The sequence below is a fragment of the Cytobacillus sp. FSL K6-0129 genome (assembly GCF_038007625.1).
Lineage (GTDB): Bacteria > Bacillota > Bacilli > Bacillales > Cytobacillaceae > Cytobacillus > Cytobacillus kochii.
Genome location: NZ_JBBOXM010000001.1, coordinates 3079786 through 3106470, shown reverse-complemented (window position 1 = coordinate 3106470; position 26685 = coordinate 3079786). Strand labels below are relative to the sequence as shown.

Below are 26685 nucleotides of genomic sequence, written 5' to 3'. Positions count from 1 at the left end.
AATCTTTTATGTAGACGCCTAAGGGCGGTTTACGAAGATTTAGTATTTTATATCTCTATTATTGTACACAATACAACAACGACAGACATCTATTAAGTAAAGAAATAGAATAAAAACTGCCAGCAAGTGACTGGCAGTCGTTCATTGTTTCACAGAAATATTATAGTTAAATATAAAAATGATGTCAAACCCGCTATTAAACGCTAGTTGCCACTAGTTGTAGTTAATTAGACTGCTTTTGAAGCTTGTCTTTCTTTTTCTTCCATTTCCACTACTAACTCAGAAAGGACGTTTACAACATCTTCTCTAGTATTACATTCATTAATAGCTGCACGAGCTTTTGCATTTCCTTTGATTCCTTTTAAATACCAAGCCGCATGTTTACGCATTTCCCGCACAGCAATATGTTCATTTTTCAGTTCAATCAATCGATCCATATGCAATGTACAGACATCCATTTTCTCACGAACGGACGGTTCTCCCATGAGCTCTCCAGTTTCTAGATATTTGACAGTCCGATAGATCATCCACGGGTTCCCTAAAGCTGCGCGTCCAATCATCACCCCATCGACACCTGTTTCATCTAACATTCTTTGGGCATCTTGGGGAGTCTGTACATCTCCATTACCGATTAACGGGATTTGAATGTTTTGTTTTACTTCTCGAATGATGTCCCAGTTAGCTGTACCTTCATACATTTGCACTCTCGTACGACCGTGCAACGAGACCGCTTTACCTCCAGCACGTTCTACTGCTTGGGCGTTTTCCACGGCGTATATATGGTCTTCATCCCAACCCATACGCATTTTGACTGTTACGGGCTTTTCTACCTCCGACACAACCGCTGAAACCATTTCGTAGATTTTATTTGGGTCTAAAAGCCATTTGGCACCCGCATCACATTTGGTGATTTTCGGCACAGGGCATCCCATATTAATATCGATAATATCTGCATTGGTATTTTGGTCAACAAATTTCGCTGCCTCAACCAAGGTTTCTTTTTCCCCACCGAAAATTTGTAGACTTAACGGCTTTTCACGCTCATCTATATACAGCATATTCATTGTTCTTTCATTTTTTAAAATAATGCCCTTATCGCTCACCATTTCGGCACATACAAGTCCTGCTCCGAATTCTTTTACTGTTAATCGGAATGCAGAGTTACACACACCAGCCATCGGTGCAAGGACCACTCGGTTCTTGATGTTAACATCACCAATTTGAAACATATCCGAGAGACCTCCTTCTATTTATGGATTTCCTGCTCTTCAGGTGGAGCTAAATCCTCCATTGTCACATGTAGTAATGTTGTAATTTTTTCTAGTAATTGTTCCGTAGGCATACGATTACCTCTTTCAATCTCACCAATAATAGAAACTGATATACCTAACTTTTTCGCAAAACCTTCTTGGGTGTATCCTTTGAGCTTTCGAAAAGCGCGAATACGTCTCCCCCATTTTTCCGCTTCCATATCCGAACTCCTTTTTTGTCTGGGATCGCCTCTAATTTCTCATGTAAAGGCTGTTCCTCATCCGGTAAGCAAATGGTTGGTTGAATCTCTAGAAGTGGAATGAGCACGAAAGCTCTCTCATGCATACGTGGGTGTGGAACGATTAACGTCTCTGTCTCAATATTTTCTTGATTATACAGTAAAATGTCAAGGTCTATATTTCTTGGCCCCCAACGAATAACCCTTTTTCTACCAAGATCTTGCTCAACTCTTAATAAAGCTTTTAATAGTTGCGAAGAAGATAATGTCGTACTAACTTGTATAACCATGTTCAAAAATTGAGCTTGGTCTTCAAATCCAACAGGGTCCGTCTCATATATGGAGGAATAATTTACTATTTCTATATCTTTACTCTTTGCTAGCTCACTTATTGCTTCATATAAGTTTACTTCTCGATCTGGCATATTTGAGCCCAAGCCGATAAAAGCTATATTTGTCACTATTTCCTACTCCTTGTCATTTCTATCGCTACAGAATCATAATGACCCGGAATAGGGGGATCCGGCTTCACTACTTTTACAGTTATTTGAGATATTTGTTTAAAGGTGGCTAATGCTTCTGAGGCAATTTTTTCTGTCAATGCCTCTACTAACTTGAATGGTTTGCCCTCTACTATTGTCTTACACAACTCATATAGATCTGCATAATTTATCGTGTGATTTAAATCATCACTTTTCCCCGCTTCACTTAAATCTAACTCAATTGTTAAATCTACATAAAAACGTTGTCCTAGGCGATTCTCTTCAGTAAATACCCCGTGATATCCATAAAACGCCATGCGATTTAAATAGATTTTATCCAAGATTAACATCCTTCCCAATAAGCGCATCCATCATTTTAGCCATACGGCTCATTTCCTTTACATCATGTACACGCATAATCTGACAGCCCTTTTGAATACCATAACAGACTGTCGCCCCTGTCCCTTCCATTCTGTCATCAACAGGTAGGTTAAGCACATTGGCTATCATTCGTTTCTTTGATGTACCTAGCAATACTGGATAACCAAACGCCACAAGCTGATCAAGATGACGCATCATTTCTATGTTATCTTCATGGCTTTTCGCAAATCCTATACCTGGATCTAAGATGATATTGTCATCCCTAACCCCCGCTGCCTTAACAATTGCGATACTTTCATATAAGTCATTCATACAATCTCTAAAGAATGAATCATATTTTTCATTATCTCTATTATGCATTAAGATAATGGGGACATCTTTTTCAGCGGCTAATGATGCCATTTCTTTATCTCTCTTCGCACCCCATATATCATTAATAATGTGCGCACCTGCTTCTAGGGCGTGCTTCGCCACTTCTGCTTTATAAGTATCAATAGAAAGAGGAATTCGAACTTCCTTTACAATCGCTTCTATCGCGGGAACAACTCGTGCAATTTCTTCCTCAACAGAAATCTCTTCATATCCTGGCCTCGTAGATTCGCCACCAATATCGATAATATCTGCTCCAGCCTCCACTAATTCCTTCGCTCTCTTTACCACATTCTCTAATTGGTTGTATTTACCACCATCAGAGAAAGAATCAGGCGTGATATTAAGTATGCCCATAATTAATGTCTTCCTACTATAATCTAAGGTATAAGAACCACAATGTAATACACTGTTTGTCATGCTATTCCTCCTAAAATGAATCTCTACTCCATAAATTCTCTCTTTGTTGTTTGTATACCCCCTGCAACAAGGTTACTATCGGTCCATTTAGACCAGGGAGCTTTCGACCTTCCATTGTTTTAAGCGGAACAATTTCCTGAATAGAGTTGGTAATAAATATCTCATCTGCATCAACGATTTCAGCACGGTGGAACACACCTTCTTCAATCTCCAACCTTAACTTTTTAGCTATCTTTATAATAAATTGCCTCGTAATACCGTTTAAAATACCTGTATCAATCGCTGGTGTGTATAACACATTTCCTTTAGTCCAAAAAACATTAGAAGAAATGCCTTCAGCCAAAAAACCTTCCTTTGTTAAAAAAATTCCCTCTAACGTATTATCTGCACCTAATTCCTGTTTGGCTAAAATATTGTTTAAAAAGTGGTGTGATTTTAAACGTTCAGTCCCTTCTGGTGTATTTCTTCTAATTGAAAGGATTTTTCCGTTTTTTTCCACCGGTAGGGGGGCTTCAGGTAATTCATTGGCAAAAATAATAACGGTAGGTTCTATATAATGGTCAGCCCTTAAACCTACTTCACCTATTCCCGCAGAAACATTTACTCTTATTCTAGCATTTCTTAACTGATTCATTTCTAATAATTCAGCTAAACGAAATTGTAACTCTTCTCGCCCATTAAATGGACTACGAATACATACAGCATCTAACCCTTGTTTCAACCGCGCTAAATGGTCATCCAATAAAAACGGATGTCCATTGTATATACGAAAGGTTTCAAATAAGCCTAAACCATATAAATACCCATGATCAAATGGAGAAATACTCGCTTCTTCTTTTCGCACCAGCTTGCCATTGACACTAATATACAAAGTGTTTGCCCCCTTGTTGAATGAGGTCATGCTGATTAAGGAAGTTTAAGAGCAAACCTTTTCCTGCTGAAGTCATAATGGATTCAGGGTGAAACTGCACTCCTTCTATTGGTAAAAGGCGATGTTTAATACCCATAATTTCACCTTCCTCCGTCCACGAAGAGACTTCGAAGCAATCTGGAAGGGTCTCTCTCTCCACAATTAAAGAATGATAGCGTGTAGCTAAAAACGGCACTTCAATTCCCCTATAGATCGTTTGTTGGTTATGAAAAACGGGTGAAGTTTTCCCATGCATCAATCTATCTGCTCGCACAACCTTGCCTCCAAATACTTGTGCAATTGATTGATGCCCTAAACATACACCGAAGATAGGGAGTTTCCCAGCAAAAGCTTCTATCGCCGCTAAGCTAATACCCGCTTCATCCGGACTACAGGGTCCTGGTGAAATCATTAAGCACGAGGGGGAAAGTGCTTCTATATCAGCGATTGTGATTTCATCATTACGCTTAATTAACACATCTGCACCTAATTCCCCTAAATATTGCACCAAATTAAACGTAAAAGAATCAAAGTTATCAATCATTAATATCACTTTTTCCAATCCCCCTTCTCTTCAGCTAACTCTTTTGCACGCCATAACGCCTTGGCCTTCTTTAACGATTCCTTATATTCTAAATGCGCTTCAGAATCAATAACGATTCCCGCTCCTGCTTGTACATATGCCACTTCCTCTTTGACTAGCATTGTTCGAATCATAATATTCAACTCTAAATCACCATTAAAGCCGATCCAACCAAGTGACCCTGTATAAATACCTCTTCTTACTGGTTCTAACTCATCAATTATTTCCATCGTTCTAATTTTCGGTGCACCTGTGATTGTGCCGCCTGGAAATGAGGCATCGATTAAATCGTACCCATCTCTACCGTTAGCTATTTGCCCCCTTACATTCGACACAATATGCATGACGTGGGAGTATTTTTCAATCACCATAAACTCATTAACTTCAACCGTTCCATATTGGCACACACGTCCTAAGTCATTCCGTTCTAAATCAACAAGCATGACATGCTCAGCCCGTTCCTTTTCATTTTCAATCAATTCATTGGCTAATTTAAGATCCTCTCTTTCATCCTTACCACGTGAACGAGTACCCGCAATTGGCCTTGTACTCACTTCATCGCCTTTTTTCTTTACTAATAATTCTGGCGAACCACTGACAAGCTGGTAATCAGGGGTATTTAAATAACCCATATAAGGAGATGGATTCAGTTCACGTAAGTGACTGTACACTTCGATGGGAGGAACGTTCAACTTTTGGCTTCCTCTTACAGAAAGGTTGACTTGGAACACATCACCACTCGCAATATATGATTGTACTTTTTCCACTGCTTGAACAAACGTTTCTTCACTGATGGAAACGTCTTTTAAAGTAGGTTCCTTTTCTCCAGCTAATTGTACCTCTCCTTGTTCCACTTCCTCTGTCCAACGATTCACCCATGCTGTTTCCCTCGAGGTGACATCCTCTTCTTTATCATGGGCAAATATCAACCATAATTCTTCTGTATCATGATCAAAAACGAACCATTCTTCAAATAAGAAGAAGTGCGTATCAGGCATTTCCAAATCATCTTCAGTCATGTCTGGTAGGTTTTCAATATAACGTCCGTAATCATAACTTACAAATCCCAATACACCTCCATGAAAATCTGGTAAACTCCCTAAAGGCTCTTCGATTTCATATTGCTTTAACCACTTTTTCATTTCATGTAATGGGTTGCCATGTGCCACTTGCACCCCTTCACTTGTTTTTATGTATAACTTATTATCTTTCCCCGTAAACTCTACGACTGGACAAAAGCCAGCCATACTATAACGGCCACTTCTACCGCTCTCTAATAAAATATGTATATCATAGTCCTTAGCTATCTTTTTGTATAATGGAAAAAACCATTCCTTCGAATAGCTTAACTTTTTTGTATGTATCATCTTTTTCATTGAATCTCACCTCATACTCATCATACCGAAATGCTTACAAATTACTAGTCATTTTCTCATTGTAATAATTGTTAATCAAAAAAGAAGGCTAGTCACCAAGTACGATGGCGCCAGCCTTCATTTTTGAATAAAAAAACAGCAGTGCTCATCACTGCCGTTTTCTTTATCGTTTTAATCAAATTGATAAAGTGGTGTACTTAAGTAACGTTCTCCATTACTTGGAATAATCGCCAATACTTTTTTGCCTTCTCCAAGCTCTTTGGCTACCTTTAAAGCCGCGTGAATAGCTGCACCTGAAGAGATACCACCTAGAATCCCTTCCTCTTTAGCCGCTCGACGGGCTTGAGCAAACGCATCTTCATTGGCAACAGCGATAATTTCATCATATACCTTTGTATCTAATATCTCAGGTACAAATCCTGCGCCAATACCTTGAATTTTATGCGGTCCAGGCTTTCCACCTGAAAGAACAGGAGAATCAGCAGGCTCAACTGCATAAATCTTAATATCCTTGTATTTTTCCTTCAGTACTTGACCAGCACCTGTAATCGTGCCACCTGTACCAATACCAGCAATAAATGCATCTAATTGATCGCCCATTTGCTCAACAATCTCTTTTCCTGTTGTCTCACGATGTACTTCAGGATTTGATAAGTTTTCGAATTGTTGCGGCATGAAGTATCCATGCTCTTTCGCCAATTCTTGCGCTTTTCTTATTGCTCCACCCATACCATCCGGTCCTGGCGTTAACACTAATTCTGCTCCATATGCACGAAGAAGATTTCTTCTCTCCATACTCATGGTCTCAGGCATCACTAAAATCGTTTGATATCCTTTTGCTGCAGCAACCATAGCCAGACCAATACCGGTATTCCCACTAGTTGGTTCAATAATTGTGTCGCCTTCTTTTAAATCACCACTAATTTCTGCGGCTTCTATCATTGCATTGGCAATACGATCTTTAACACTGCTTCCAGGATTCATATACTCCAACTTCAGATAAATATCCGCACTTCCATCTTCTACAATACGATTAAGCTTCACTATTGGTGTTTGTCCGATGAGTTCAGTAATTGAATTTGCAATACGTACCATCTTCTCCACTCCTTATTCCGAGTATTATTATTGGTTTTATTTAAATTTATCAATCACACAACCAATTGTCAACGAATATGCAGGCATAAAGCCCTTTAATTATTAGAAAATTTAAAACTTTATACCCGAACAATTCATGTTAGCTTATGCTATATGATACCTATAAATAACAAAAAACTACAATGCACCATCATAAAAAGTTTCAATGTCCACTTCATCCTTAAAAGGTTCAGTAGAAACAGGAAGATCCATTTGTTCTAAAGCCATTTGTCTCCGTATTTGGGATTTAACATCCTTAAAGGAATAGGTTTCTCCCTCAACAAACTCTTGTAACAGAACTATAGCATACCCCTCATCGGTCTTTACTGGGTCAGACCATTCTCCAGCTTTTAAATCTTGCGCCGCTTTAATGATGGTTTCATAATTTTCGTCATCAACTGTCACATAACCAAGGTCGCCACCCTGGGCAGCTGTTAAAGTTTCTGTTGATTTTTCCAATGCCATAGCTGTAAAGCTTGAGCCATTGTCTAATTCTTTCACTGTTTGTTCTGCTTCTTCTTTAGTTGCCAGTACAATTTGTGATAGATGATATGTATCCTTAATTTCATATTGAGCTTGGTTATCTTCGAAGTATTGTTGCAGCTTTTCCTCAGAAATACTGACTTCTTTTGTTAAAAGCTCCTCAAGCATTAAACTATCTTTAATTTGCTTTCTCCATTGTTCTTCATTGATTGATAAAGCAGCGGCAGACGTGCCATACGCTGATTTTAACATTTTGATTTCACGGTCAATTTCTTCTTTATCTATTTCAACATCGTATTTATCTCCAGCAGCCTCGATGACCTTCCCATCAATCATTTCGTCTAACACTTCTTTCCCGTAGCGACCCTCCATTTCATTTAACCAATCTTGCCTTGTAATTTCATCTTTTCCAATCTGTGCCACAACTTCAGATTGACTCGGTTCGCCCTTCCCAAGAAAATAAGCAACGCTCATAAAGTTAATCACAATGAGTATTAATATGATTAACCATAAATGTTGTCTTTTCAAAGCTCCTCCCCCTACTACTTTTCATATATTTCTGTATAAAAAAAGGCTTAGGCGCACCTTCTATTCCCTATTGTTCTTAAGAATCAAGATACGCCCAAGCCCTCACATTTATTTTGCTTCTTGTTTAAATGCTTCAAGTTCTTCTTTATTATAGTGATAAGCTTCATTACAGAAATGACATTGTGCCTCTGCACTACCTTCTTTCTCTATCATATCTGAAATTTCCTCTTTTCCTAAACTAATAATCGCATTCCCAAACCGTTCTTTTGAACATGTACAAGTAAAACTAACATCCATCTTTTCTAAGAAATTCACTTGATCTTTACCAAGAACACTTTGTAAGATTTCTTCTGGTGTTAGCCCCTTTTCAATCATTGTTGAAACAGGTTCAATATGTGATAGCCTCTCTTCAATTGCTGCAATTGTTTCTTCATCGGTTCCAGGCATTAACTGGATAATAAAACCACCTGCAGCTAATATACTATTGTCATCATTGACTAATACACCCACACCAACGGATGAAGGTGTTTGTTCAGATGTGACAAAGTAGTAAGTAAAATCTTCCCCTAGCTCTCCTGATACAATCGGTACTTGTCCAGAAAAGTTTTCTCTCATTCCAATGTCTTTTACCACTGTCAAAGTACCTTCTGTTCCAACCCCACGACGGACATCAAGTTTGCCTTGTGCATTGGATTCAAAATGCACTTGAGGATGAGTCACATAACCACGCACTTCCCCTTTTGCATTACTATCAACCAGGAGTGGGCCAAGTGGGCCATTACCTTCGATTTTAATAGTGATTTTGTCTTCTCCCTTTACCATCGCCCCCATCATTACACCAGCGGACATTGCTCTCCCGAGTGCTGCTGAAGCAACTGGCCATGTATGATGCCTTCTTTGCGCTTCTCCTACTGTTTCTGTTGAACGAACGGCAAATGCCCTCACTTGTCCTTCATAAGCTAAAGCTTTTACTAAATAATCACTCATTTTAATACTCCTTCCATAACGAATACAGACGTTATTCTACTTTTTTATCGTGTCCATATTCCGTTTATAAATAAGCTGTAAACCTTTTAAAGTTAAAAATGGATCAATAATATCTATAACCTTTGATTCTTTTGCGATCAATGAGGCCAACCCACCTGTACCTATAACAAGCGGTTCCTCTTTTGCTTGTAACTTCATCCTACTTACAATCCCCTCTACTTGGCCAACATAGCCAAAGAGAATGCCTGATTGCATAGCTGAGACGGTATTCTTTCCAATAATCCCATCAGGCCTGACAATCTCTATTCGCGGTAATTTCGCTGCCCTAGAGTAAAGCGCTTCAGTAGAGATACCAATACCAGGTGCAATCGCACCACCCATATACTGTTTATGCTCATTAATATAACAATACGTAGTTGCTGTGCCAAAATCAACAATTACGAGCGGACCGCCATATTCATGAATACCTGCCACCGCATTAACAATTCTGTCGGCTCCCACTTCTTTTGGATTATCATACTTAATATTCAAACCTGTTTTGACCCCTGGACCCACAATTAATGGTTTGATATGAAAGTATTTTTCACACATTCGCTCCAAAGCAAACATAATCGGAGGAACAACGGAGGAAATAATAATACCATCTATATCAGCAAAAGATAATTGCTCATGCTCAAACAACGATTTCACAATCATTGCATATTCGTCCTCTGTCTTATGACGATCAGTCTCTATTCGCCAATGATACTTTAACTCATCTCGTTGATAAACACCCATCATCATATTCGAATTCCCTACATCAAAAACAAAGATCAAGCACCCTCACCACACTTACCATAAAATAATTACACTTTAATACTGAGAACATCATATCACACCTCTGTTCAGATTATCCAAATTATAAAACTCCAACCCTATTGCCTCAACGCTGAATGAATGAAGATTCATCATTTCTATTTAATAGGACAACTTACTAAATAATTTCCTTTAGTGCATATCTCTAATCAATAGTAGCTTTCCCCTTACTTCATTAAAAAGAAATAAAATCGGTCAAGTTATGTAGTTCTTGCTCCGTTAATAATTAACCATAGGTGGTTGTATAATTGTATAAACCTGACTTGGTATACCAACATTTGTTCTGCTACCTTTGATGAATTTCCTCTTGTTACACGCGCAAAACCATTTTATTCCAATATATTCTATAAGTTTCCTCTTATTGCACGAAGAAATTTCCTGTTATACGTTTCAACCCCCACTTATAGACAGAAAAAAAAGCCCCTCAATAGTGAGGCGCTTTTTCTTTTTTGATTAAGATTTACGATCTTCATCAATTGCTGGAGGCTCTTCTTCTTCAGCAGGGGATTGTTTTTCCCTTGTTTCAGTGATTTCACCTTCATTATCTTTACGATCGTCATCTTTTCGAATATTAACCTTAATATTTGAATCTTCTATTGTTTCACTTGTTTTAGAAGCTGGGCGTTCAGGTAGTGTACCATGATCAGATAGATGTTTAATTTGCTCTGCATCTAGCGTTTCCACTTCTAAAAGTGTTTTTGCAATGATATCTAGTTTGTCACGGTTCTCTGTAAGGATTTGCTTACAGCGTTGGTAACATTCTTTAATCATGCTTTGAATTTCTAGATCAATCTCATATGCAATCGCATCTGAGTAATTACGCTCGTTATTAAAATCTCTACCTAAGAATACTTGACCACCTTGTGATTGACCAAATTGTAGAGGTCCGAGTTTGTCACTCATTCCAAATTCAGTTACCATTCGGCGTGCAATACCTGTTGCACGTTGGAAGTCATTATGGGCACCAGTAGAAACCTCACCAAACACGATTTCCTCTGCTACACGTCCTCCAAGTAAACCAACAATTTTATCAAGTAATTCTGGCTTCGTTTGGAAGTAACGATCTTCTCTCGGCAGCATAACAGCATATCCGCCTGCTTGCCCACGAGGTACAATTGTTACTTTATGAACCATATCAGCTTCATCTAAGATTAAGCCGATTACAGTATGACCTGCCTCATGGAAGGCCACAATATTTCTTTCTTTTTCAGATATAACACGACTCTTCTTAGAAGGCCCTGCAATTACACGGTCAGTCGCTTCATCCACATCGGTCATATCCACCTTCTTCTTATTCTGACGAGCGGCAACAAGTGCTGCTTCATTCAATAAGTTTTCAAGGTCTGCACCAGAGAACCCTGGTGTACGTTGAGCAATCGTTTTTAAGTTTACCGACTCATCTAACGGTTTATTTTTTGCATGAACTTTTAATACCGCTTCACGACCTGTTACATCCGGACGATCAACTGTAATTTGACGGTCAAAACGACCTGGACGTAATAACGCAGGGTCAAGGATATCTGGACGGTTTGTTGCAGCAATGATAATAATTCCTTCATTTGCACCGAAGCCATCCATTTCTACAAGCAATTGGTTAAGTGTTTGTTCACGTTCATCATGCCCACCACCGACACCGGCGCCACGCTGACGACCAACTGCATCAATTTCATCAATAAAGATGATACATGGTGCGTTTTTCTTCGCATTCTCGAATAAGTCACGTACACGAGAAGCACCAACACCGACAAACATCTCAACAAAGTCAGAACCACTAATAGAGAAGAAAGGTACGCCTGCTTCTCCCGCAGCTGCTCTCGCTAATAACGTTTTACCAGTACCTGGAGGTCCCACTAATAGAACACCTTTAGGGATTCTCGCACCAAGTTCTGAGAATTTTCGTGGGTCCTTCAAGAATTCAACAACTTCCACTAATTCTTGCTTCTCTTCGTCCGCACCTGCTACATCTTTAAAACGGACCTTCTTCTTGCTTTCATCATACAACTTCGCCTTACTTTTACCGAAGTTCATTACACGGCCACCGCCGCCTTGAGCTTGGTTCAATAAGAAGAAGAATAAAATGAAAATGATGATGAATGGAATCATCGTTGTAAAGAACGTTACCCAGCCATTTGCTTCTTCTGCTGGTAGGATCTCTAATTTGGAATCACTTGCTAACTCTTCCACTCGGTCTATTACAGAGTCACTATTAGCAATATATGTGATAAAATATTTACCTTCTTCATAGCCTTCTAATTGACCACGTACTTCATAAACGCCCCTTACAGGCTGTAAACTAAGGCTTTCAACTTGACCAGACTCTAAATTCTCAACAAATTGGTCATAAGTCATTGCCTCTGTCGGTTCGTTATTGCCATTAAAGAAACTGACAACCCCTATAATGACTAAAAATATTAATAAATAAAAGATGGTGTTACGGAAAATCCGATTCATCCCTTACCTCCTCCCACGGTAAACAAACTACATAGTATCGTATCATACAAAATTGTGCATATACAAGGAATTACACTTGGTCAGACTGGGTTTTGTAAAGTATTTCACACATCGCATTTCACTTAATTATTATTGCTATACACCTCAGGTTTTAAGATACCAATATATGGTAAGTTTCGGTATTTCTCAGCATAATCTAATCCATATCCTACAACAAACTCATCTGGTACATTAAATCCTACGATATCCGCTTTAATTGCTGCTTTTCTACCAGTTGGTTTATCAAGCAGAGTAACAATTTTTATCGATTTCGCTTTACGATAACGGAATAACTCTACTAAATAGCTCAAAGTTAATCCACTATCTATGATATCTTCTATGATGAGGACATCACGTCCCTCAACAGAAGTATCAAGATCTTTCAAAATCTTTACCTCTCCTGAAGAGACCATGGAATTCCCATAACTGGATACATCCATGAAATCCATTTCAAGATGAGTATCAATTCGTTTAATTAGATCGCTCATAAATGGCATTGCGCCTTTTAAGACACCTATAACAAGAGGAAAACGTCCATCATACTCCTCTGTTAATAAGCCGCCCAACTCTCTCACTTTTTGCTGAAGCTCTTCTTCAGTAATTAAGATTTTTTCAATTTCGTTTCGCATCTTATTCCTGTGCCCCCTAGAAGATCATTGCTTTATGTATTTCAGAAAAATATAGCTTGTATCAGGTGAATATTCAGCTGCTTGATCAGACTTTTTTAATCCTGGTAGCCATATAATGTTACCATTTGCATCCGTAACAACAGGCCATAAATCCCGTTTTTGCCGCGGAATTTTCTGATCGATAAAGATATCCTTTAACTTTTTGCTACCATTTATTCCTTTTAACTTCATCCTATCTCCATTTTTCCTTGTACGGATCGTTAATGGTAAGGCGATATCCGCTTTAACCAAAAGATAATCCATTTGTTGATATTCCTGTAATGGGTGACCGACATAATGCATGCTGATCTCGCCTACTTCAGGAATAACATAGTTTCCTGGCTCTTGTATTTGAAATAAATACGGCTGTACGGTTGTTTTTTTACTAGTGGAGAAGAAACAACAATCATATGAACGTACAACTGTTAAACCATTTGGGAAATGTAAGGTTCCAGACGGATGAGGATGAGAAATTAAGGAAAAAACATTTTCAATATGTGTAGCGGATAAAGAAGATGGCCTTTCCTGATATAGATAATTTAATATTAGTTGAATCACTCTTCTTTGTAAAGGTTTTGCGACATCTGTAAATCTGTCAATATAAAGAAGAATTCCACTAGCACTTTTCCTCTCTGTTACACTATTCAATTGTGCTTCTGCTAATTCCTGCATAAATACCTCATCTTCGCTCAAATCCTCACTAAGGCGTTGGAAATGGTTATGCACTTGAGGATTTTCCCTTTTTAAAAAAGGCAAGATATTTTTCCTAAAACGATTTCTGCTATAGATTTCCTTTACATTACTAGGATCTATTCTAGGTTCTAAATGATGAGTCTCTACATAGGAATCAATTTCATTTCGACTTAAGCAAAGGAACGGCCGTATAATTGCCCCTCTACTAAAAGGTCGTATAACTGGCATACCCGCTCTAGCAAGACCACTACTCCCTCTTGTCATTCTCATTAACATTGTTTCAATTTGATCATCACCATGATGACCTAATGCAATGTAATCAAGCGCTTCTCTTTGCATTACTTGCTCAAAGAAACGATAGCGACAGTCCCTTGCAGCAATTTGCGAGCTTTTCCCCGTTTCCTTCATATGTGCAGAAACATCAATTCGTTGCATATGAAAAGGAATGCCTGACTTCTGACAATAGCGTTCTACAAACTTAGCGTCTTCAAAAGATTCTTCGCCCCTAAACATATGATCCACATGGATTACTACTAATTGAAAACACTCTTGTTTACTTATTTGCTGCATAAAGTGAAGTAAGCTTAAGGAGTCAGGCCCTCCTGAGACAGCAATTCCCACACGCTTATTCTCCAATTCAATGCCCTTTTGTGATAAAAATGCTTTTACCTTTGCATAAAACATAACATTCTTCCCTTATGTTAAACTATTACTTCTACTAAAAGGATATCACTTTTTTAATGTTTATTTCCAAAGAAACGATTATTTATGCCTAAACCCTCTCACACCATTTGACTATATAAATAGAAAAAGTAAATACAACCAATAAACAAGATTAAAACGAACGCTCCAGTTTTTCCATTGGGCTTTCCTTTAGTCTTTCGGGATGTTTGCCTAGCTGGTGGGGACACACGAGTTCCTTTTGAACGAGTTTGCTTATATGAACAGGCAAGCAAGGCTTGTCTCATATCTTCAGCAGTTTTAAACCTGCCTTGAAGTGCTGGTATGACAACTCCTTCATAAGTTTTTAAGGTTTTATGTTTCTTTACCCTATCCATTAATTGTTCTAAACCCCTTCCGTCTTTAGAGAAACGGCTTGGATAGGCACAGTGAATAAAAACCATAGCTGTTGAGAATAAATCATAAGTAGGTTCAGCTTTTCTACTACCAAGCCCCCAATATCCTCGGTCGTAAAACTCTGTAAACTCCTTAATGGCTCTACCTTTTAATGTTGTTCCTCCTACATCTATACACCGAATGCGCGGAGCTCTTCCTGTGACAATCAGATTCTCTGGTTTTAAATCTCCAAATACCCATCCCGCTTTGTGCAGCTCCTCTAGATCAGAAAGTAATTGCAGCATGAGCACAGGTATCCACGCCTCTCCTTTCTGTTTAATAAAAGAGTGGAGATCAGGACCATGGATATATTCCATCACATAAAAAGAATACATAGTGGATGAGGAAAATTGCCAATCATCAACATCAAGCAAAGAAGGTCCTAGGGTAGACCCTTGGACCTTCGTAAAGGATTTTAGCACATTCACTTCAGAAGTTACTGTATACCCATTTTCACTTATTTTTAAAGCAACGAGTTGCCCAAGGTATGTGGCGAGATAAACTACACCATTAGCCCCTGCACCTAGTTCTTTTTCGATACGGTATTGCTTGTGATGCCATTTCCCGTTAATAATCGCACCTTTTTGTAGATTAAATTGACTCTTCATAGTACTCATCGTCATTTCTAGAAATTAAATTGCGTAATGATCGTTTCTTCTCAAAATAGGTAATCGCCTCTCTTAAAGCTGGTCCAGTGGGTGTAATACCACCTGTTGAGAGTTTAGCGAACACAGAAGTTAACGATTCGAGCTTAGGTGTCCAATCTAGCAATTTTTCGACATCATTCTTTTTCCCGGGAAATACAAACAGAGAAAATTTATTTTTTCCCGTGCGTGCATTTAAGCTTAAAGATAGATCAAATAAGGCTTCTTTGACTGTAGGTAGCTTATGTTTCATACTTGCACTCGTATCGACAAGAATCAACACTTCCATTTCAACCGTTTCCCCTAGCTCATCCACAACCTCCATTACCTCGCCTCTTTGTTCTGGAGGCAAATCCTCAATCGTTTGTTTATTTCCTAAGATTTGCGTGAGTTCACGATTGACTACTCCTTGTAATGTTTGTGTCATCGCCTGCCTTGTTACCATCTGTACAGTATGTGATAGCTGTCTAGCATATACGACTTGACTTACCCCACCCCCGGAAAGGGCAATACTCTCAATTTCCTGCATTCCCTTCTCATCAATAACGTCATTCTCCATTACACCTATCACATTTACGGAAACTCCCTGCTCTTTTGCTAGAGCCGACATCGCTATAGGGTCTTCTCCAACGTTTGAACACCCGTCTGTAATAAGTAAAATTTGTTTTAGGGTACCTGTTTTCATCTTTTTCCCTCCTAATCTGATAGAAGTTACTTAGTGATTACTAACCATTTTCAACGGATTAGAAAGGAAATATACATAAAAATGACATCTATTGGAGATTCTATTCTATTTAACATTAATTCGCTTGTTTATGGAACGGTATACTCGACCATTTCGGGATATTGTGCTTTACTTTTGCCACCATCACCGTCATATCATCATCAATACGTCCAGCTCTTGATCGAATCACCTCTTCCATAATTAAATCTGCCACTTCTTGTGGGTCGTTCGTTTTTAACTCGGTTATTTTCCTCTTCATCCAAAGATCAAAGTTCTCCACATGTTTCGGCCCTTCAAATACACCATCGCTCATCATAATGAGTAAATCCTCTGCTTTTAATTGCTTACTAACAACATCGACATCGAATTCTTCAATCATGCCTATGGGTAAATTACTTGCCTGCACTTTCATCACTTGGCTCCCTCTTTTAATAAAACTCGGTGTAGAGCCTATTTTCAAAAATTTAGCATCAGCATTTTGTAAATCAATCATCGCCAAATCTAATGTGGAGAAAATTTCATCTGTTGTCCTTAATGACAGAACAGAATTGACCGATTTTATGGCCACTTGCTCTTCTATACCTGATTGCAATATTTTCTGTAGTAATTCTAACGTTTCTTTGCTTTCTATATGTGCTCGTTCTCCATTTCCCATCCCATCACTAATGGCAATTGCATACTTACCGCTACCTAATTCAATTGTTGAATAACTATCTCCTGATATTAAGCCACCGTCCTTAGCCGCATGTGCCACTGCCGTATCAATGACATATGCCTTTGCTGAGCGAAAAGTAACATGGCAATAATCGTTGGCATAACTCGCACATTCCTCAGATTTAACTAAGATTGTTTCTCCTAATATATCTGAAAGCATTGGCGCAATTAATTTCTCACATTCCCCGTGTCCATTACAGTATGGGATCGTCATCTCTATATCAACATCACCTTGCTCCAAGCTATAAATTTCTACCTGTTCTACCTCTACCCCAAATTCTTGGATGGCCTCTAATATCAGTTCTTCCTGTTTATGATGATTCTCTCGCTCTCTTTGAATTTCTTTAGCAAAATCCCCCATCACTGCAGATACACCTAATAATTGATCTGCCACAAGCTTCCTACTTTCTTGCACTTGTTTTTTCAACCGTTGATTTGCTTTATAAAAAGTAAGCTCCTGTTGAATCACTTCTGTTGTTTTCTTCGATCTTGTACAGTGTTTTTCCCACTCCCTTTCTAGTCGTGAAGAAATTTGTCCATCTTTTTCATCTAAATCATGCATAATATTTTTCATATAATCATATGTTGTATCAAAGTTCCTAGCCCAGCAGTGATCCTTTTTAAAGCAAGTTTGGCATGTCTTCTCTGTGACATTACTTAGGAAATAATCCAATTCTCGATCTGTCTCATCATTTTCTACCACAGGAGCTTGATGTTGCATGGCAAAGCTTTGCGATAACGCTTGAAAAACATTAGAAAACTGAGAAACTCTGTGCGCAGTTACATCCCGCATTTTTCTCATATACTGCTGTTGCTCTGCCGCATATTCCGCAGTCCCAGGGATATGTTTCGCTAGCTTTGACGTAAAACTTTGAGGCGTTAATAGAAATAGAAATATTGCTACTCCAGTTTCGTATAAACCAATTAATAAGTTTGACTGATTGTCACCATACATTCCCATGAGTAGGGTAGCAATAAGCAAACCAAATGCCACACCTATTTTCTTCCCTTCTTTTAATAACCCACCTAACAAACCAGAGAATGCTAATAAACTCATATGGAAAAAGCTTGAAATATTAGCCAAACTAAATATTAGCCCTGTCACGACACCAACCGTTGAGCCTACCGTGGCACCTGCGACAAATGAAAACACAAGCACCAAATAACGAGACATCACATGTTCGACTGATAGGTCATACACTGTCCATCCGATTGTTCCTGTCATTACTGAGGCTAGCATAATAATGAGGCAGACGATTTCCTCTGTTTTTAATGATTGCCTCCTCCGATTAAAAAATAGTAACGGCAGGCTCTGTAGGAATATTAAACATAGGATAAATCCTAAACTAGCCTCTACACCAGCCATCATGAAATCATACATCGCCACATGTCCCGTTATAATATAAGATTGGATAATCGAACTGATTAATAATGTCACAGCCACATATATAGGCATTACTTTTAATTCATTGGTAACCCACTTTTTACTTATCCGAAAAACAAACAGAAAAAAGAAAGATGTTAAAAACGTGGTCACACCATGAGTAAATGATAAAGTCGAAGCTCCTCCAATCAATCCAATTAAAGCAAGCGGTGCTTTATCCTTTCTTACTAAATACATCGCAGCAAAAAAGGGCAGAGTGAATGGTGTTAACTGGGACAATATAAGGGCTCGTCCAAGTAAAAAACCAATAATTAAAAACAAGTACCCCTTCTTAATAAAGAAAGTTTCTAAGCCCGTCTGTATTTTCCCACCTATTTTTGAGAGCTCCATCTTGGGACGACGAAGATCCACTTCCCCTATCGGTTCTGCAATTGTTCGTTCGAGTTTTTCCATCATTCCCACTCCCTATTTGTTTCTTTTTCGCTATTATAAAGGGCTATGTCTTAAAAGTTTGTCAAAATAATGGACAAATACCTCTTTTTCGTTCGACTGATTTCTTTATAAAGTGCAAAAAGAGTACAAAAGCAGCAACAATTAAAGGATTGGAATTGGACCATACGTTCTCCTGTTGTCTAAAAAACTAGACATCACATGCTTCCAAAAAATGACGAAACCTCATCAACTATTCCGACAAAAATTTTCCGGGGAAATAATATTGACAGACTTGTAGAATCTTTGTATTATATATCTTGTGCTTTTAAAAGAAAGCCACTTCAAATGGCGGTGTAGCTCAGCTGGCTAGAGCGTACGGTTCATACCCGTGAGGTCGGGGGTTCGATCCCCTCCGCCGCTACCATTTTTTATAGTGGCCCGTTGGTCAAGCGGTTAAGACACCGCCCTTTCACGGCGGTAACACGGGTTCGAATCCCGTACGGGTCATCACTTATATTAGCTATAAAACAAACCTGGGCAGCTTCAACTGTTCAGGTTTGTTTTTTACTCATTTTTAATTATAATAACAGCAGACCCAGCATGTATTTCCTTTTTGTTTGATTTCTGGTTTGTTTTCGCCTAATTTAACCAAGATTTTCACTCTGACCTGATTTCTGATTCGTTTCTCGTCTAATCCTATCAAATTTTTCTCTCTGGTCTTATTTTTGACCCGTTTCTTGCCTAATCCTATCAAATTTTTCTCTCTGGCCTAATTTCTGATCCGCTTCTCGCCTAATCCTATCAAATTTTTCTCTCTGGCCTAATTTCTGATTCGCTTCTTGCCTAATCCAATCAAATTTTTCTCTCTGGCCTTATTTTTGACCCGTTTCTCGCCTAATCCAATCAAATTTTTCTCTCTGACCTGATTTCTGATCCGTTTCTCACCTAATCCAATCAAATTTTTCTCTCTGGCCTGATTTCTGACCCGTTTCTCGCCTAATCCTATCAAATTTTTCTCTCTGGCCTTATTTTTGACCCGTTTCTCGCCTAATCCTTCAATCAATCTTTCCCACCCTATCCGCACATATGCACAATTCTTTCCAGGCTTATACGCAAAGTCTTTTATAAAACCACACCTAACCGTTATAAGTTACAATCATCGCCATTCGTCACAAAAGATGCGGAAGAATAATAAAAAAGCAATCCCAATAAGGATTGCTTTTGCAGGAATCGTCGTGATTCCCTTGCTCGTATATATTAATTCAGCAGCAAGTTAACCTCGTTTAGCTCCTCTGCCACCACGTTTTGATTCTGTATTTCTCTTAAGAGAAGATAAACGGTCTTCACTGTCTTTCAAAAAGCGAGCCATTTTAGATTCGAATGTCTCCTTTGAAGGACGGTGATTATCGTTTGTTCTACCTTGACGTGGGCGCCCAGAATAGCCTCTAGACTCTCTTCTTTCAGGCCTTTCCGTTCTCTCAGGACGATCAACAGCTTTCTTAATTGATAAACCAATTTTACCGTCTTTCTCCACATTAATAACTTTCACTTCAACAGTATCGCCTACTTTGAGGTGATCATTAATGTCCTTCACATAATTGTCTGCAACTTCACTAATATGCACAAGGCCTGTTGATCCTTCCGGCAGCTCTACAAACGCTCCGAAATTAGTGATGCCTGTAACCTTTCCTTGTAACTTGCTGCCTACTTCGATTGACATAAAAAGATATTTCCTCCTTAAAGATATAAAGTAAACCCAAATGTATTCATACTTATACTATATTATACCGAAAGATAAAAATAGGTGTCAACTTCTCATTGAGCTGACTCATTTTCTTTTTTTTCCTTTTCATCGGTTTCATCTGGCATTTTGAAGATGATTTCACCTTGTTCAGAAAGATAATAATCCCTTCTAGCAAGTTTTTCTAAATACTCTTCATCATGTAACCTAACTATCTCTTCATTCAAGGCCTTTTCCGACTGTTCTAGTTCTTTCAATTGATGAGCAAGTTTTACCTTTTCTTCTTTCTTTTCACCTAGGGCAGCAGATTGGGATACGATAGTCGTAATCATAAATACTGAAACCACAGCAACAAATACAAAAAAGACAGTCAGTCTACGATAGAGAAGCTTCTTTCTCCGTTGAGAACTGATTTTATTGGCTTCCTGTTGTTCGATATAGCTTGAATGGATCTTGGCTACATTTTTATTCTTGTTGTTACTCATACAACTATCTCTCCCTTCTAAGTTAATCTTTCTTCTTCCACTTTTCCGCCAGTTTTTTAACATATTCTTTCCCTTTTTGGAAATATCCTTTTAATTTATCATAGAACTTATCGACTGATTTTTTAAAAGGGGCTGGTAATATACGAATAAGAAGTCGAAATATCCATCTTACTGGTGATAATAGTACTTTTAAGATGAACATTAGCACATTACTTGTCCATTTTATCAGTAGTAGAAGAAGTTTGCCCACTAATACCAATAGCCCTATTAACGTAGTGAAAAAAAACTGAACGGGTCGAATAACTAATAGGCGAATGACCTTCACAATAAAATAATAAATAGAAATAATCGTAGAAATAACTATCTCTAATAACTTTAGGTAAATATTTTTCATTAACGCTTGATAGGCTGCAAAACCGCAAAGTAAAGCTAAAAAGATGTAGAATCTTAACTCTCCTTCATTGACAAGGAACAAAATATAAAATATAGCTAGTCCTTGTAATAGCCAAAAAAGGATGTCATTTATAAAGACAACCCAACTCTTTCTTACTGGCCGTTTGAGAAAGCGCTGATACGTATCTAAGCTTGCTCCAAAAAGGGAACCCATCCCTATCATGGAGAGCATCGTCAAAAATTGGACCGATAACGTCATCGGAATAACTTGCTAAAGAGCCCTTTAGCTTTTTCTCCATGTTGATCATCTAAATAAACAAGGTCGAAAATTTTCCCTTTTATGGAGACAATTCCTTTGTCCACATCTAAATTCTTCATTTGTAGGTTTTGCCCTTTGATAGCTAAAAAACCCATGACAGTTTCTAATAAAAACTCTTCATTATCAAAGCTTTCTACCTGCTTCACTCCCGTAATATCTAGCAGTCTTCTGCCACGCATGATCACATCATGATCAGGAGCAGTTTGTTTACTCGAGTTCTCATGGTATTGGCTCATCTCTATCCCTCACAATCCATAGTACAATCCTTTAATACATATGTATGAAGATTGCTCAGGGATTAGAACAAGCGCTATTTATTTATTCTTGATTCATTCTTTCTTCACTTACTATCGTGTACATTTCTGCTGCATCATCTTTTCTTGTTGTTTCCTGTATTTTATCTATTCGCACCTTTGTCACTTTCTGCCCAAATCGAATCGATAATTCATCACCAACTTTTACATTGGTACTTGCCTTGGCTTCTACTCCATTAATAGCAATACGCCCTTGGTCAGAGATTTCCTTTGCCAATGTACGTCTTTTTATTAATCGAGATACTTTTAGAAATTTATCTAAGCGCATACTTTCACTCTCCTTTACCCTAAAAAGTTCATTTAGTAACCTTTTTTCTTCGCTTCTTCCCAAAAACGATCCATTTCCTCCAGGCTCGCCTCTTTTAGATTCTTATCTAGTTTTTTCTCTATATATGAAAAACGATTGGTAAATTTCGTATTGGTTCGATGTAATGCTTCTTCTGGATTGATTTGATAATACCGAGCAATATTGATAAATGCAAATAATATATCACCAAATTCAATTATGCGATTGTCATTATTATTCTCGGCTTCCAATTGAAATTCTTTAATTTCTTCAAACACCTTATCCCACATTGGTTGGATGTTTTCCCAATCGAAACCGACCTTTGCAGCACGTTTTTGTAACTCTTCTGCACGCAACATGGCTGGATATGATTTTGGAACACCATCCAATATTGACGATGTTTTTTCGCCTTTTTCTTGTTTTTTCATTTCATCCCAGTTACGTAACGCTTCATCTACATCTTCTGCTGCTCTCTCCCCAAACACATGCGGATGTCTAAAAACCATTTTTTTAGAAAGACCTGCTATTACATCATGAATAGAGAAGTACCCTTCATCGTCTCCTATCTGGGCATGAAGCATAACTTGTAACAACACATCCCCTAGCTCTTCAATGATATGATCAATATCATCCTCTTCAATCGCTTCGATTAATTCATACGCTTCCTCGATTAAATACTTCTTCAAAGATTGATGTGTTTGTTTCTTATCCCACGGACATCCATTTGGACCTCTTAAGGTAGCAATGATTTCTTTCAGTTTAGGAAACGTTGGGTAAAGAATCGCTTCATTCGTAACGGGAGGGACATATACAGATGTTAAATTAGTTAAAGCTAAATCATGATCTAGTTCATAAAGTGGAACTTCTTTAATCACTTCTTCACTACTTCCGGCCGCTGTTACAATCTTTACTATATAATCATCCGGTAAATAGTCCATTAACGTCAATTTTACTTCAGATGCAATGAATGCATCATATACTTGTCCGATAATCATATGTTGTGTAAGAACAAGTTCACTTCCCTTTAAGTCCGTACCATCTAATAGTGTAAAACCTTCAACTGGATCAACCTTTAACGCTTGGAACATGCTATCTAGAAAACTTTGGCCACCCTTAAATTCTAAATTAACTTCATACTCATCAGCCCGTTCAATGAGTAATTGTACCGTTTTTTCTGCTACAAGCGGGTGACCTGGCACAGCATAAACAATGTTTTCTACTTTTCCTTTTTCTAACAAAAGGGTGCTTATTTCTTCGTATACCTCTGCAAATTGATCATGTGATTCATAGATCTTGTCGAAGGATTCAAATAGCACTCCTTCTGCTGTTAATGCTGATACCACAGGATGTTCTTTTGTTCTTAAATAAACTTTATTAACACTGGTTAATAGCTTATATACTCCTAGTGGCAGTTGATTAAGATCTCCTGCTCCAAGGCCAATAACTGTTACCTTCATTATAAATAATTCTCCTTTATTTTACTTTTTGTGTCGGTTGTTTTTATCTTCTTTTCATAAAATGGAGAAGCTTTTCTCCAAAAGGTAACTGACGTAGCTCTGCTTCTGTAAATATGTTGCTGCGAATCGTAAGAAATAAATAAAGAATCGCACCGAGAGCAGCGCCGGTTAACGATTGAAAGGTAGCAAGTACTCTTCCACTCATGAATGAGAGTGCAGTAACAGAGAGATACAAATTTAAAAAAATCGTCATCAGAATAGCAGAACTAAGGATTGTCAATAACTCACGTACTGAAACAAGTTTGACACTTTGGTTCCATTTTAACCGAAACAGCAAAGCAATTACCATCAACGCTAACGCGATATATGTGGCGTATACAGCCCCATATATTCCATAATGCGGTACAAATGAGGTATTCAGAAAGTACTTAATTCCCACTCCGATTAAAATCGTCCACGCTGGAAAAAAGCTATTTCCTAAACCTTGGTGTACGGCTGCCAAAGTAATCACAAGAGAGCTTAGTAAAATAACAATAGACATTAAACCTAGAACGGCTGACCCTTTATCATTTTCGAATAGCATGACATTTGTTTGACTCACAATCGCCCAAAGCCCAACTGAAGCGCCAACGCCAAATAGAAGGCTCACTCTAATGACCAATTGGATTTTTTCATTGAGTAGTTGAGGTTGCTGTATTTTTACGTATGTAAGAATTGGTACGAGCGATAAACTCATCGAAGTGGCAACAATAGAACCTAATTGAATAAGTGGCTGACCTCTGTCATATACACCCTTTAATGTCTTTGCTTCAATCTCAGAAAAACCCGATGTCGTCAATAATGCATAAAGATTGAGGGCATCTGCTAACTGGATAAAAATGAGTAATAAACTACTCACACAAATAGCAAAGCTTTGGACAATAATCTCTTTAGACAGTTGAAAATACGAGCTAACACCCATGTGCTTCTGCCTTATTCTTGGTGCACTTTTCATTTCTTTTATAAAATAAAATAGCAAGATTGCAAAAGCTGCCAAAGAGGCTAAAATGACACCATAGTAAACTCCACCGCTAACAGAATAAATGGAAGCACCCATTTTAGTTAGTATATAAGCATAAAGTAAGATAAACAGCACTCGTAAAAGTTGTTCACTCACTTGAGAAACAGCTGTTGGCATCATATTTCCTTTTCCTTGAAAAAAACCTCTTAGCACTGATACAAGTGGTAATATTAAAAAACTAATAGCAACAATGCGCAAGGAATCAGCCAATTGAGGATCGTTCATATAGTAAGCTAAGGCATCCGCACTAAAATACATCGTTAAGCAACATATAATAGCAATCATTGATAACAATAATCCGGCAACTTTTAATAACCGCCGTCCACCTTCCTCACCATTCCTCGTTCTTTGCTCAATATATAGTTTTGAAATCACAACTGGAAAACCTGTTGTGGCTAAAACAAGAAAGATCCCATAAAAAGGGTACACTTGTTGATAAATATAAAACCCGATATCTCCTACTATGTTTTGGAAAGGAATACGATAAACCGCGCTCAACAATTTGACAATTATTCCTGCCGCAGTCAAAATAACCGCACCTTTCATTATACTCGTAGAAGTTTGATTGGTATCCAGAAGATATCTCCCCCTATAAGCACGACGATACCGCTTAACTATGAACTTCGAAATGTATTATAGCATATTCATTTAATTGATATTTGTCTCTCGCTCCTTGCCTGAGGGAGGCATTTTAAATATTGAGGTGTAGTTTTGCGGTAAAAAGATGCTTAGCTATGATTTCTCCTTATGTTTAATCAAATCCTACTTGAATTTATCAATTTTTGAAGCATTTATTTGATATTTTCTGTCTTAATTATGATTTCTTCACGCTTGGGTTTCTCCAGACGTATTCCCCCTAGTGCTTCTTACCAAAAATCTCTTTGGTTTTTTGACTTCGTTACCATCTTAATCGGTCTTTTCAGAACGCGGCTCTTTTTTACCCGATTAAGAATTTCCAGTCGACTTCAGTTAAGGGGCTGATTCGTTTCCAACGGCATCTTACGGCAGATCATTTTCCTCTAACATTAGCAGCAGTCAGCTCCCGAAAGTCAATGTCTACACAAAAATAAAGCGAACAATCATCATTAAAAATATGATTGTTCGCACTAGATGACGCTAGAAAAGCTCCAGCTCATATTACCTATATACTATGATTCCATTTGTCTCGCTAAAAATCCAGCTGCGGTTTCGACGGATTTTTGTTCAACTGCACCAATGGTGTCATCTTTCGCAATGATTACGACTGCACCAATTGGATCGCCATTGGCTACTATGGGTCCTATTGTGTAAGATGCGACGGATTCTGTATGATTATCTACAATTGAAATTTCGCTTGATTGGGTCACAAGAACAGAGCTACGATCCTCCATTGTCTTCTCTACTAGATCACTAATACTCTTATTTAAGTAATCCTTCTTAGAGCCTCCTGCAACAGCGATATATGTATCTCTATCGCAAATTAAGACCGGATTTCCTAAGCTATCATATAATGCTTCTGCATATTCTTTTGCGAAGTCACTAAGCTCAGAGATAGGTGAGTATTTCTTTAAAATTACCTCTCCATCGCGGTCTACAAAAATCTCAAGTGGATCTCCTTCACGGATTCTTAAAGTTCTCCGGATTTCTTTAGGAATGACGACACGACCCAAATCATCAATACGACGAACAATACCTGTTGCTTTCATTCAACGTTGCCTCACTTTCATCTGATGATTAAATTACTGAAAAGAAAAAGCCGCTTAACTCTAACCGATCCATGGCCATTAGG

At 38.1% G+C, this 26685-nt stretch carries 27 protein-coding genes and 2 tRNA genes; 2 read left to right on the top strand and 27 right to left on the bottom strand.

The genetic code is table 11. The annotated features are described in order from the left end of the window. Positions 1-227 precede the first annotated feature (227 nt). The 18 genes from dusB to spoIIE all read right to left on the bottom strand — a co-directional run bounded on the left by dusB (position 228) and on the right by spoIIE (position 18883). Positions 228-1229 (bottom strand): tRNA dihydrouridine synthase DusB, encoded by a 1002-nt coding sequence (gene dusB / locus MHI57_RS15435; RefSeq protein WP_340977143.1) that lies wholly within the window; start codon positions 1227-1229, stop codon positions 228-230. Between the two features lie 17 nt (positions 1230-1246). Beyond that, positions 1247-1471 (bottom strand): helix-turn-helix domain-containing protein, encoded by a 225-nt coding sequence (locus MHI57_RS15430; RefSeq protein WP_095371256.1) that lies wholly within the window; start codon positions 1469-1471, stop codon positions 1247-1249. Continuing rightward, positions 1387-1950 carry a 2-amino-4-hydroxy-6-hydroxymethyldihydropteridine diphosphokinase gene (gene folK, locus MHI57_RS15425; protein ID WP_095371257.1) on the bottom strand — a complete coding sequence of 188 codons (564 nt, stop codon included), beginning with the start codon at positions 1948-1950 and terminating at the stop codon, positions 1387-1389. The genes MHI57_RS15430 and folK overlap by 85 nt, the downstream gene beginning before the upstream one ends. Then, positions 1950-2312 carry a dihydroneopterin aldolase gene (gene folB / locus MHI57_RS15420; protein WP_095371258.1) on the bottom strand — a complete coding sequence of 121 codons (363 nt, stop codon included), beginning with the start codon at positions 2310-2312 and terminating at the stop codon, positions 1950-1952. The genes folK and folB overlap by 1 nt, the downstream gene beginning before the upstream one ends. Further along, entirely contained in the window at positions 2305-3141 is an 837-nt protein-coding gene (gene folP / locus MHI57_RS15415) for a dihydropteroate synthase (protein ID WP_095371259.1), read from the bottom strand. Before folP ends, folB begins: the two co-directional genes overlap by 8 nt. Before the next feature lie 10 nt (positions 3142-3151). Beyond that, positions 3152-4012 carry an aminodeoxychorismate lyase gene (gene pabC, locus MHI57_RS15410; RefSeq protein ID WP_340977139.1) on the bottom strand — a complete coding sequence of 287 codons (861 nt, stop codon included), beginning with the start codon at positions 4010-4012 and terminating at the stop codon, positions 3152-3154. Beyond that, positions 4002-4604, bottom strand: a complete 603-nt coding sequence (gene pabA, locus MHI57_RS15405; protein WP_307319474.1) for an aminodeoxychorismate/anthranilate synthase component II — start codon at positions 4602-4604, stop codon at positions 4002-4004. Before pabA ends, pabC begins: the two co-directional genes overlap by 11 nt. Beyond that, entirely contained in the window at positions 4601-6010 is a 1410-nt protein-coding gene (locus MHI57_RS15400; RefSeq protein ID WP_307319445.1) for an anthranilate synthase component I family protein, read from the bottom strand. The genes pabA and MHI57_RS15400 overlap by 4 nt, the downstream gene beginning before the upstream one ends. Before the next feature lie 171 nt (positions 6011-6181). Continuing rightward, a complete protein-coding gene (gene cysK, locus MHI57_RS15395; RefSeq protein WP_340977137.1) occupies positions 6182-7105 on the bottom strand; it encodes a cysteine synthase A in 924 nt (307 codons plus the stop codon). 177 nt (positions 7106-7282) lie between these two features. Then, the gene (locus tag MHI57_RS15390) at positions 7283-8155 is read right to left on the bottom strand and encodes a peptidyl-prolyl cis-trans isomerase (protein ID WP_340977135.1); all 873 of its coding nucleotides are present in this window, start codon (positions 8153-8155) and stop codon (positions 7283-7285) included. A 108-nt stretch (positions 8156-8263) separates the two neighbouring features. Further along, positions 8264-9142, bottom strand: coding sequence for an Hsp33 family molecular chaperone HslO (hslO, locus tag MHI57_RS15385; RefSeq protein WP_307319453.1), 879 nt, complete (start codon positions 9140-9142; stop codon positions 8264-8266). Between the two features lie 36 nt (positions 9143-9178). After that, complete coding sequence (locus MHI57_RS15380) at positions 9179-9958, bottom strand: type III pantothenate kinase (RefSeq protein ID WP_322910613.1); 780 nt, start codon at positions 9956-9958, stop codon at positions 9179-9181. A gap of 492 nt (positions 9959-10450) precedes the next feature. Next, a complete protein-coding gene (gene ftsH, locus MHI57_RS15375) occupies positions 10451-12448 on the bottom strand; it encodes an ATP-dependent zinc metalloprotease FtsH (RefSeq protein WP_095371267.1) in 1998 nt (665 codons plus the stop codon). A gap of 122 nt (positions 12449-12570) precedes the next feature. Beyond that, on the bottom strand, positions 12571-13116 hold the full coding sequence (gene hpt / locus MHI57_RS15370) for a hypoxanthine phosphoribosyltransferase (protein WP_095371268.1): 546 nt from the start codon (positions 13114-13116) through the stop codon (positions 12571-12573). 24 nt (positions 13117-13140) lie between these two features. Next, a complete protein-coding gene (tilS, locus tag MHI57_RS15365) occupies positions 13141-14532 on the bottom strand; it encodes a tRNA lysidine(34) synthetase TilS (RefSeq protein WP_340977131.1) in 1392 nt (463 codons plus the stop codon). Between the two features lie 98 nt (positions 14533-14630). After that, on the bottom strand, positions 14631-15572 hold the full coding sequence (locus tag MHI57_RS15360) for a serine/threonine protein kinase (RefSeq protein WP_445293204.1): 942 nt from the start codon (positions 15570-15572) through the stop codon (positions 14631-14633). Beyond that, positions 15556-16293 carry a VWA domain-containing protein gene (locus tag MHI57_RS15355; protein WP_095371271.1) on the bottom strand — a complete coding sequence of 246 codons (738 nt, stop codon included), beginning with the start codon at positions 16291-16293 and terminating at the stop codon, positions 15556-15558. Before MHI57_RS15355 ends, MHI57_RS15360 begins: the two co-directional genes overlap by 17 nt. Before the next feature lie 115 nt (positions 16294-16408). Next, positions 16409-18883 (bottom strand): stage II sporulation protein E, encoded by a 2475-nt coding sequence (gene spoIIE / locus MHI57_RS15350; protein WP_095371272.1) that lies wholly within the window; start codon positions 18881-18883, stop codon positions 16409-16411. A gap of 326 nt (positions 18884-19209) precedes the next feature. Here spoIIE and MHI57_RS15345 point away from each other — a divergent pair. Continuing rightward, a tRNA-Met gene (locus MHI57_RS15345) sits at positions 19210-19286 on the top strand. A gap of 11 nt (positions 19287-19297) precedes the next feature. Then, positions 19298-19369: transfer RNA gene (locus tag MHI57_RS15340), tRNA-Glu, on the top strand. A 313-nt stretch (positions 19370-19682) separates the two neighbouring features. On the opposite strand, the gene MHI57_RS15335 is transcribed toward MHI57_RS15340, so the two are convergent. From MHI57_RS15335 to spoVT, 9 genes are all read right to left on the bottom strand, one after another. Continuing rightward, positions 19683-19925: a hypothetical protein gene (locus MHI57_RS15335; RefSeq protein WP_340977127.1), complete on the bottom strand. Its 243-nt coding sequence runs from the start codon at positions 19923-19925 to the stop codon at positions 19683-19685. Positions 19926-20135: 210 nt separating this feature from the next. Beyond that, positions 20136-20582: a S1 domain-containing RNA-binding protein gene (locus MHI57_RS15330; RefSeq protein WP_095371273.1), complete on the bottom strand. Its 447-nt coding sequence runs from the start codon at positions 20580-20582 to the stop codon at positions 20136-20138. Positions 20583-20677: 95 nt separating this feature from the next. Then, complete coding sequence (locus MHI57_RS15325; protein WP_307319204.1) at positions 20678-21088, bottom strand: FtsB family cell division protein; 411 nt, start codon at positions 21086-21088, stop codon at positions 20678-20680. A gap of 22 nt (positions 21089-21110) precedes the next feature. Further along, positions 21111-21740 (bottom strand): spore cortex biosynthesis protein YabQ, encoded by a 630-nt coding sequence (gene yabQ / locus MHI57_RS15320; protein ID WP_307319207.1) that lies wholly within the window; start codon positions 21738-21740, stop codon positions 21111-21113. Then, entirely contained in the window at positions 21737-22036 is a 300-nt protein-coding gene (gene yabP / locus MHI57_RS15315) for a sporulation protein YabP (protein WP_095371276.1), read from the bottom strand. Before yabP ends, yabQ begins: the two co-directional genes overlap by 4 nt. Positions 22037-22118: 82 nt before the next feature. Further along, a complete protein-coding gene (locus MHI57_RS15310; RefSeq protein ID WP_340977120.1) occupies positions 22119-22382 on the bottom strand; it encodes an RNA-binding S4 domain-containing protein in 264 nt (87 codons plus the stop codon). A 32-nt stretch (positions 22383-22414) separates the two neighbouring features. Continuing rightward, positions 22415-23857: a nucleoside triphosphate pyrophosphohydrolase gene (gene mazG / locus MHI57_RS15305; protein WP_340977119.1), complete on the bottom strand. Its 1443-nt coding sequence runs from the start codon at positions 23855-23857 to the stop codon at positions 22415-22417. A 43-nt stretch (positions 23858-23900) separates the two neighbouring features. Next, a complete protein-coding gene (locus tag MHI57_RS15300; RefSeq protein ID WP_322910616.1) occupies positions 23901-25463 on the bottom strand; it encodes a putative polysaccharide biosynthesis protein in 1563 nt (520 codons plus the stop codon). A gap of 602 nt (positions 25464-26065) precedes the next feature. Further along, positions 26066-26602 (bottom strand): stage V sporulation protein T, encoded by a 537-nt coding sequence (spoVT, locus tag MHI57_RS15295; protein WP_095371279.1) that lies wholly within the window; start codon positions 26600-26602, stop codon positions 26066-26068. Positions 26603-26685: the final 83 nt, after the last annotated feature.

Coding starts and splice junctions, on each gene's coding strand:
- MHI57_RS15310 (WP_340977120.1), bottom strand. CDS start 22,382: ATGCGCTTAGATAAATTTCTAAAAGTATCTCGATTAATAAAAAGACGT.
- MHI57_RS15355 (WP_095371271.1), bottom strand. CDS start 16,293: ATGAAAACAGGTACCCTAAAACAAATTTTACTTATTACAGACGGGTGT.
- cysK (WP_340977137.1), bottom strand. CDS start 7,105: ATGGTACGTATTGCAAATTCAATTACTGAACTCATCGGACAAACACCA.
- mazG (WP_340977119.1), bottom strand. CDS start 23,857: ATGAAGGTAACAGTTATTGGCCTTGGAGCAGGAGATCTTAATCAACTG.
- MHI57_RS15325 (WP_307319204.1), bottom strand. CDS start 21,088: ATGAGTAACAACAAGAATAAAAATGTAGCCAAGATCCATTCAAGCTAT.
- hslO (WP_307319453.1), bottom strand. CDS start 9,142: ATGAGTGATTATTTAGTAAAAGCTTTAGCTTATGAAGGACAAGTGAGG.
- tilS (WP_340977131.1), bottom strand. CDS start 14,532: ATGTTTTATGCAAAGGTAAAAGCATTTTTATCACAAAAGGGCATTGAA.
- spoVT (WP_095371279.1), bottom strand. CDS start 26,602: ATGAAAGCAACAGGTATTGTTCGTCGTATTGATGATTTGGGTCGTGTC.
- yabQ (WP_307319207.1), bottom strand. CDS start 21,740: ATGACGTTATCGGTCCAATTTTTGACGATGCTCTCCATGATAGGGATG.
- ftsH (WP_095371267.1), bottom strand. CDS start 12,448: ATGAATCGGATTTTCCGTAACACCATCTTTTATTTATTAATATTTTTA.
- MHI57_RS15360 (WP_445293204.1), bottom strand. CDS start 15,572: ATGAAGAGTCAATTTAATCTACAAAAAGGTGCGATTATTAACGGGAAA.
- MHI57_RS15330 (WP_095371273.1), bottom strand. CDS start 20,582: ATGTCAATCGAAGTAGGCAGCAAGTTACAAGGAAAGGTTACAGGCATC.
- spoIIE (WP_095371272.1), bottom strand. CDS start 18,883: ATGGAAAAACTCGAACGAACAATTGCAGAACCGATAGGGGAAGTGGAT.
- MHI57_RS15400 (WP_307319445.1), bottom strand. CDS start 6,010: ATGAAAAAGATGATACATACAAAAAAGTTAAGCTATTCGAAGGAATGG.
- dusB (WP_340977143.1), bottom strand. CDS start 1,229: ATGTTTCAAATTGGTGATGTTAACATCAAGAACCGAGTGGTCCTTGCA.
- MHI57_RS15300 (WP_322910616.1), bottom strand. CDS start 25,463: ATGAAAGGTGCGGTTATTTTGACTGCGGCAGGAATAATTGTCAAATTG.
- yabP (WP_095371276.1), bottom strand. CDS start 22,036: ATGAGCCAATACCATGAGAACTCGAGTAAACAAACTGCTCCTGATCAT.
- folP (WP_095371259.1), bottom strand. CDS start 3,141: ATGACAAACAGTGTATTACATTGTGGTTCTTATACCTTAGATTATAGT.
- MHI57_RS15430 (WP_095371256.1), bottom strand. CDS start 1,471: ATGGAAGCGGAAAAATGGGGGAGACGTATTCGCGCTTTTCGAAAGCTC.
- hpt (WP_095371268.1), bottom strand. CDS start 13,116: ATGCGAAACGAAATTGAAAAAATCTTAATTACTGAAGAAGAGCTTCAG.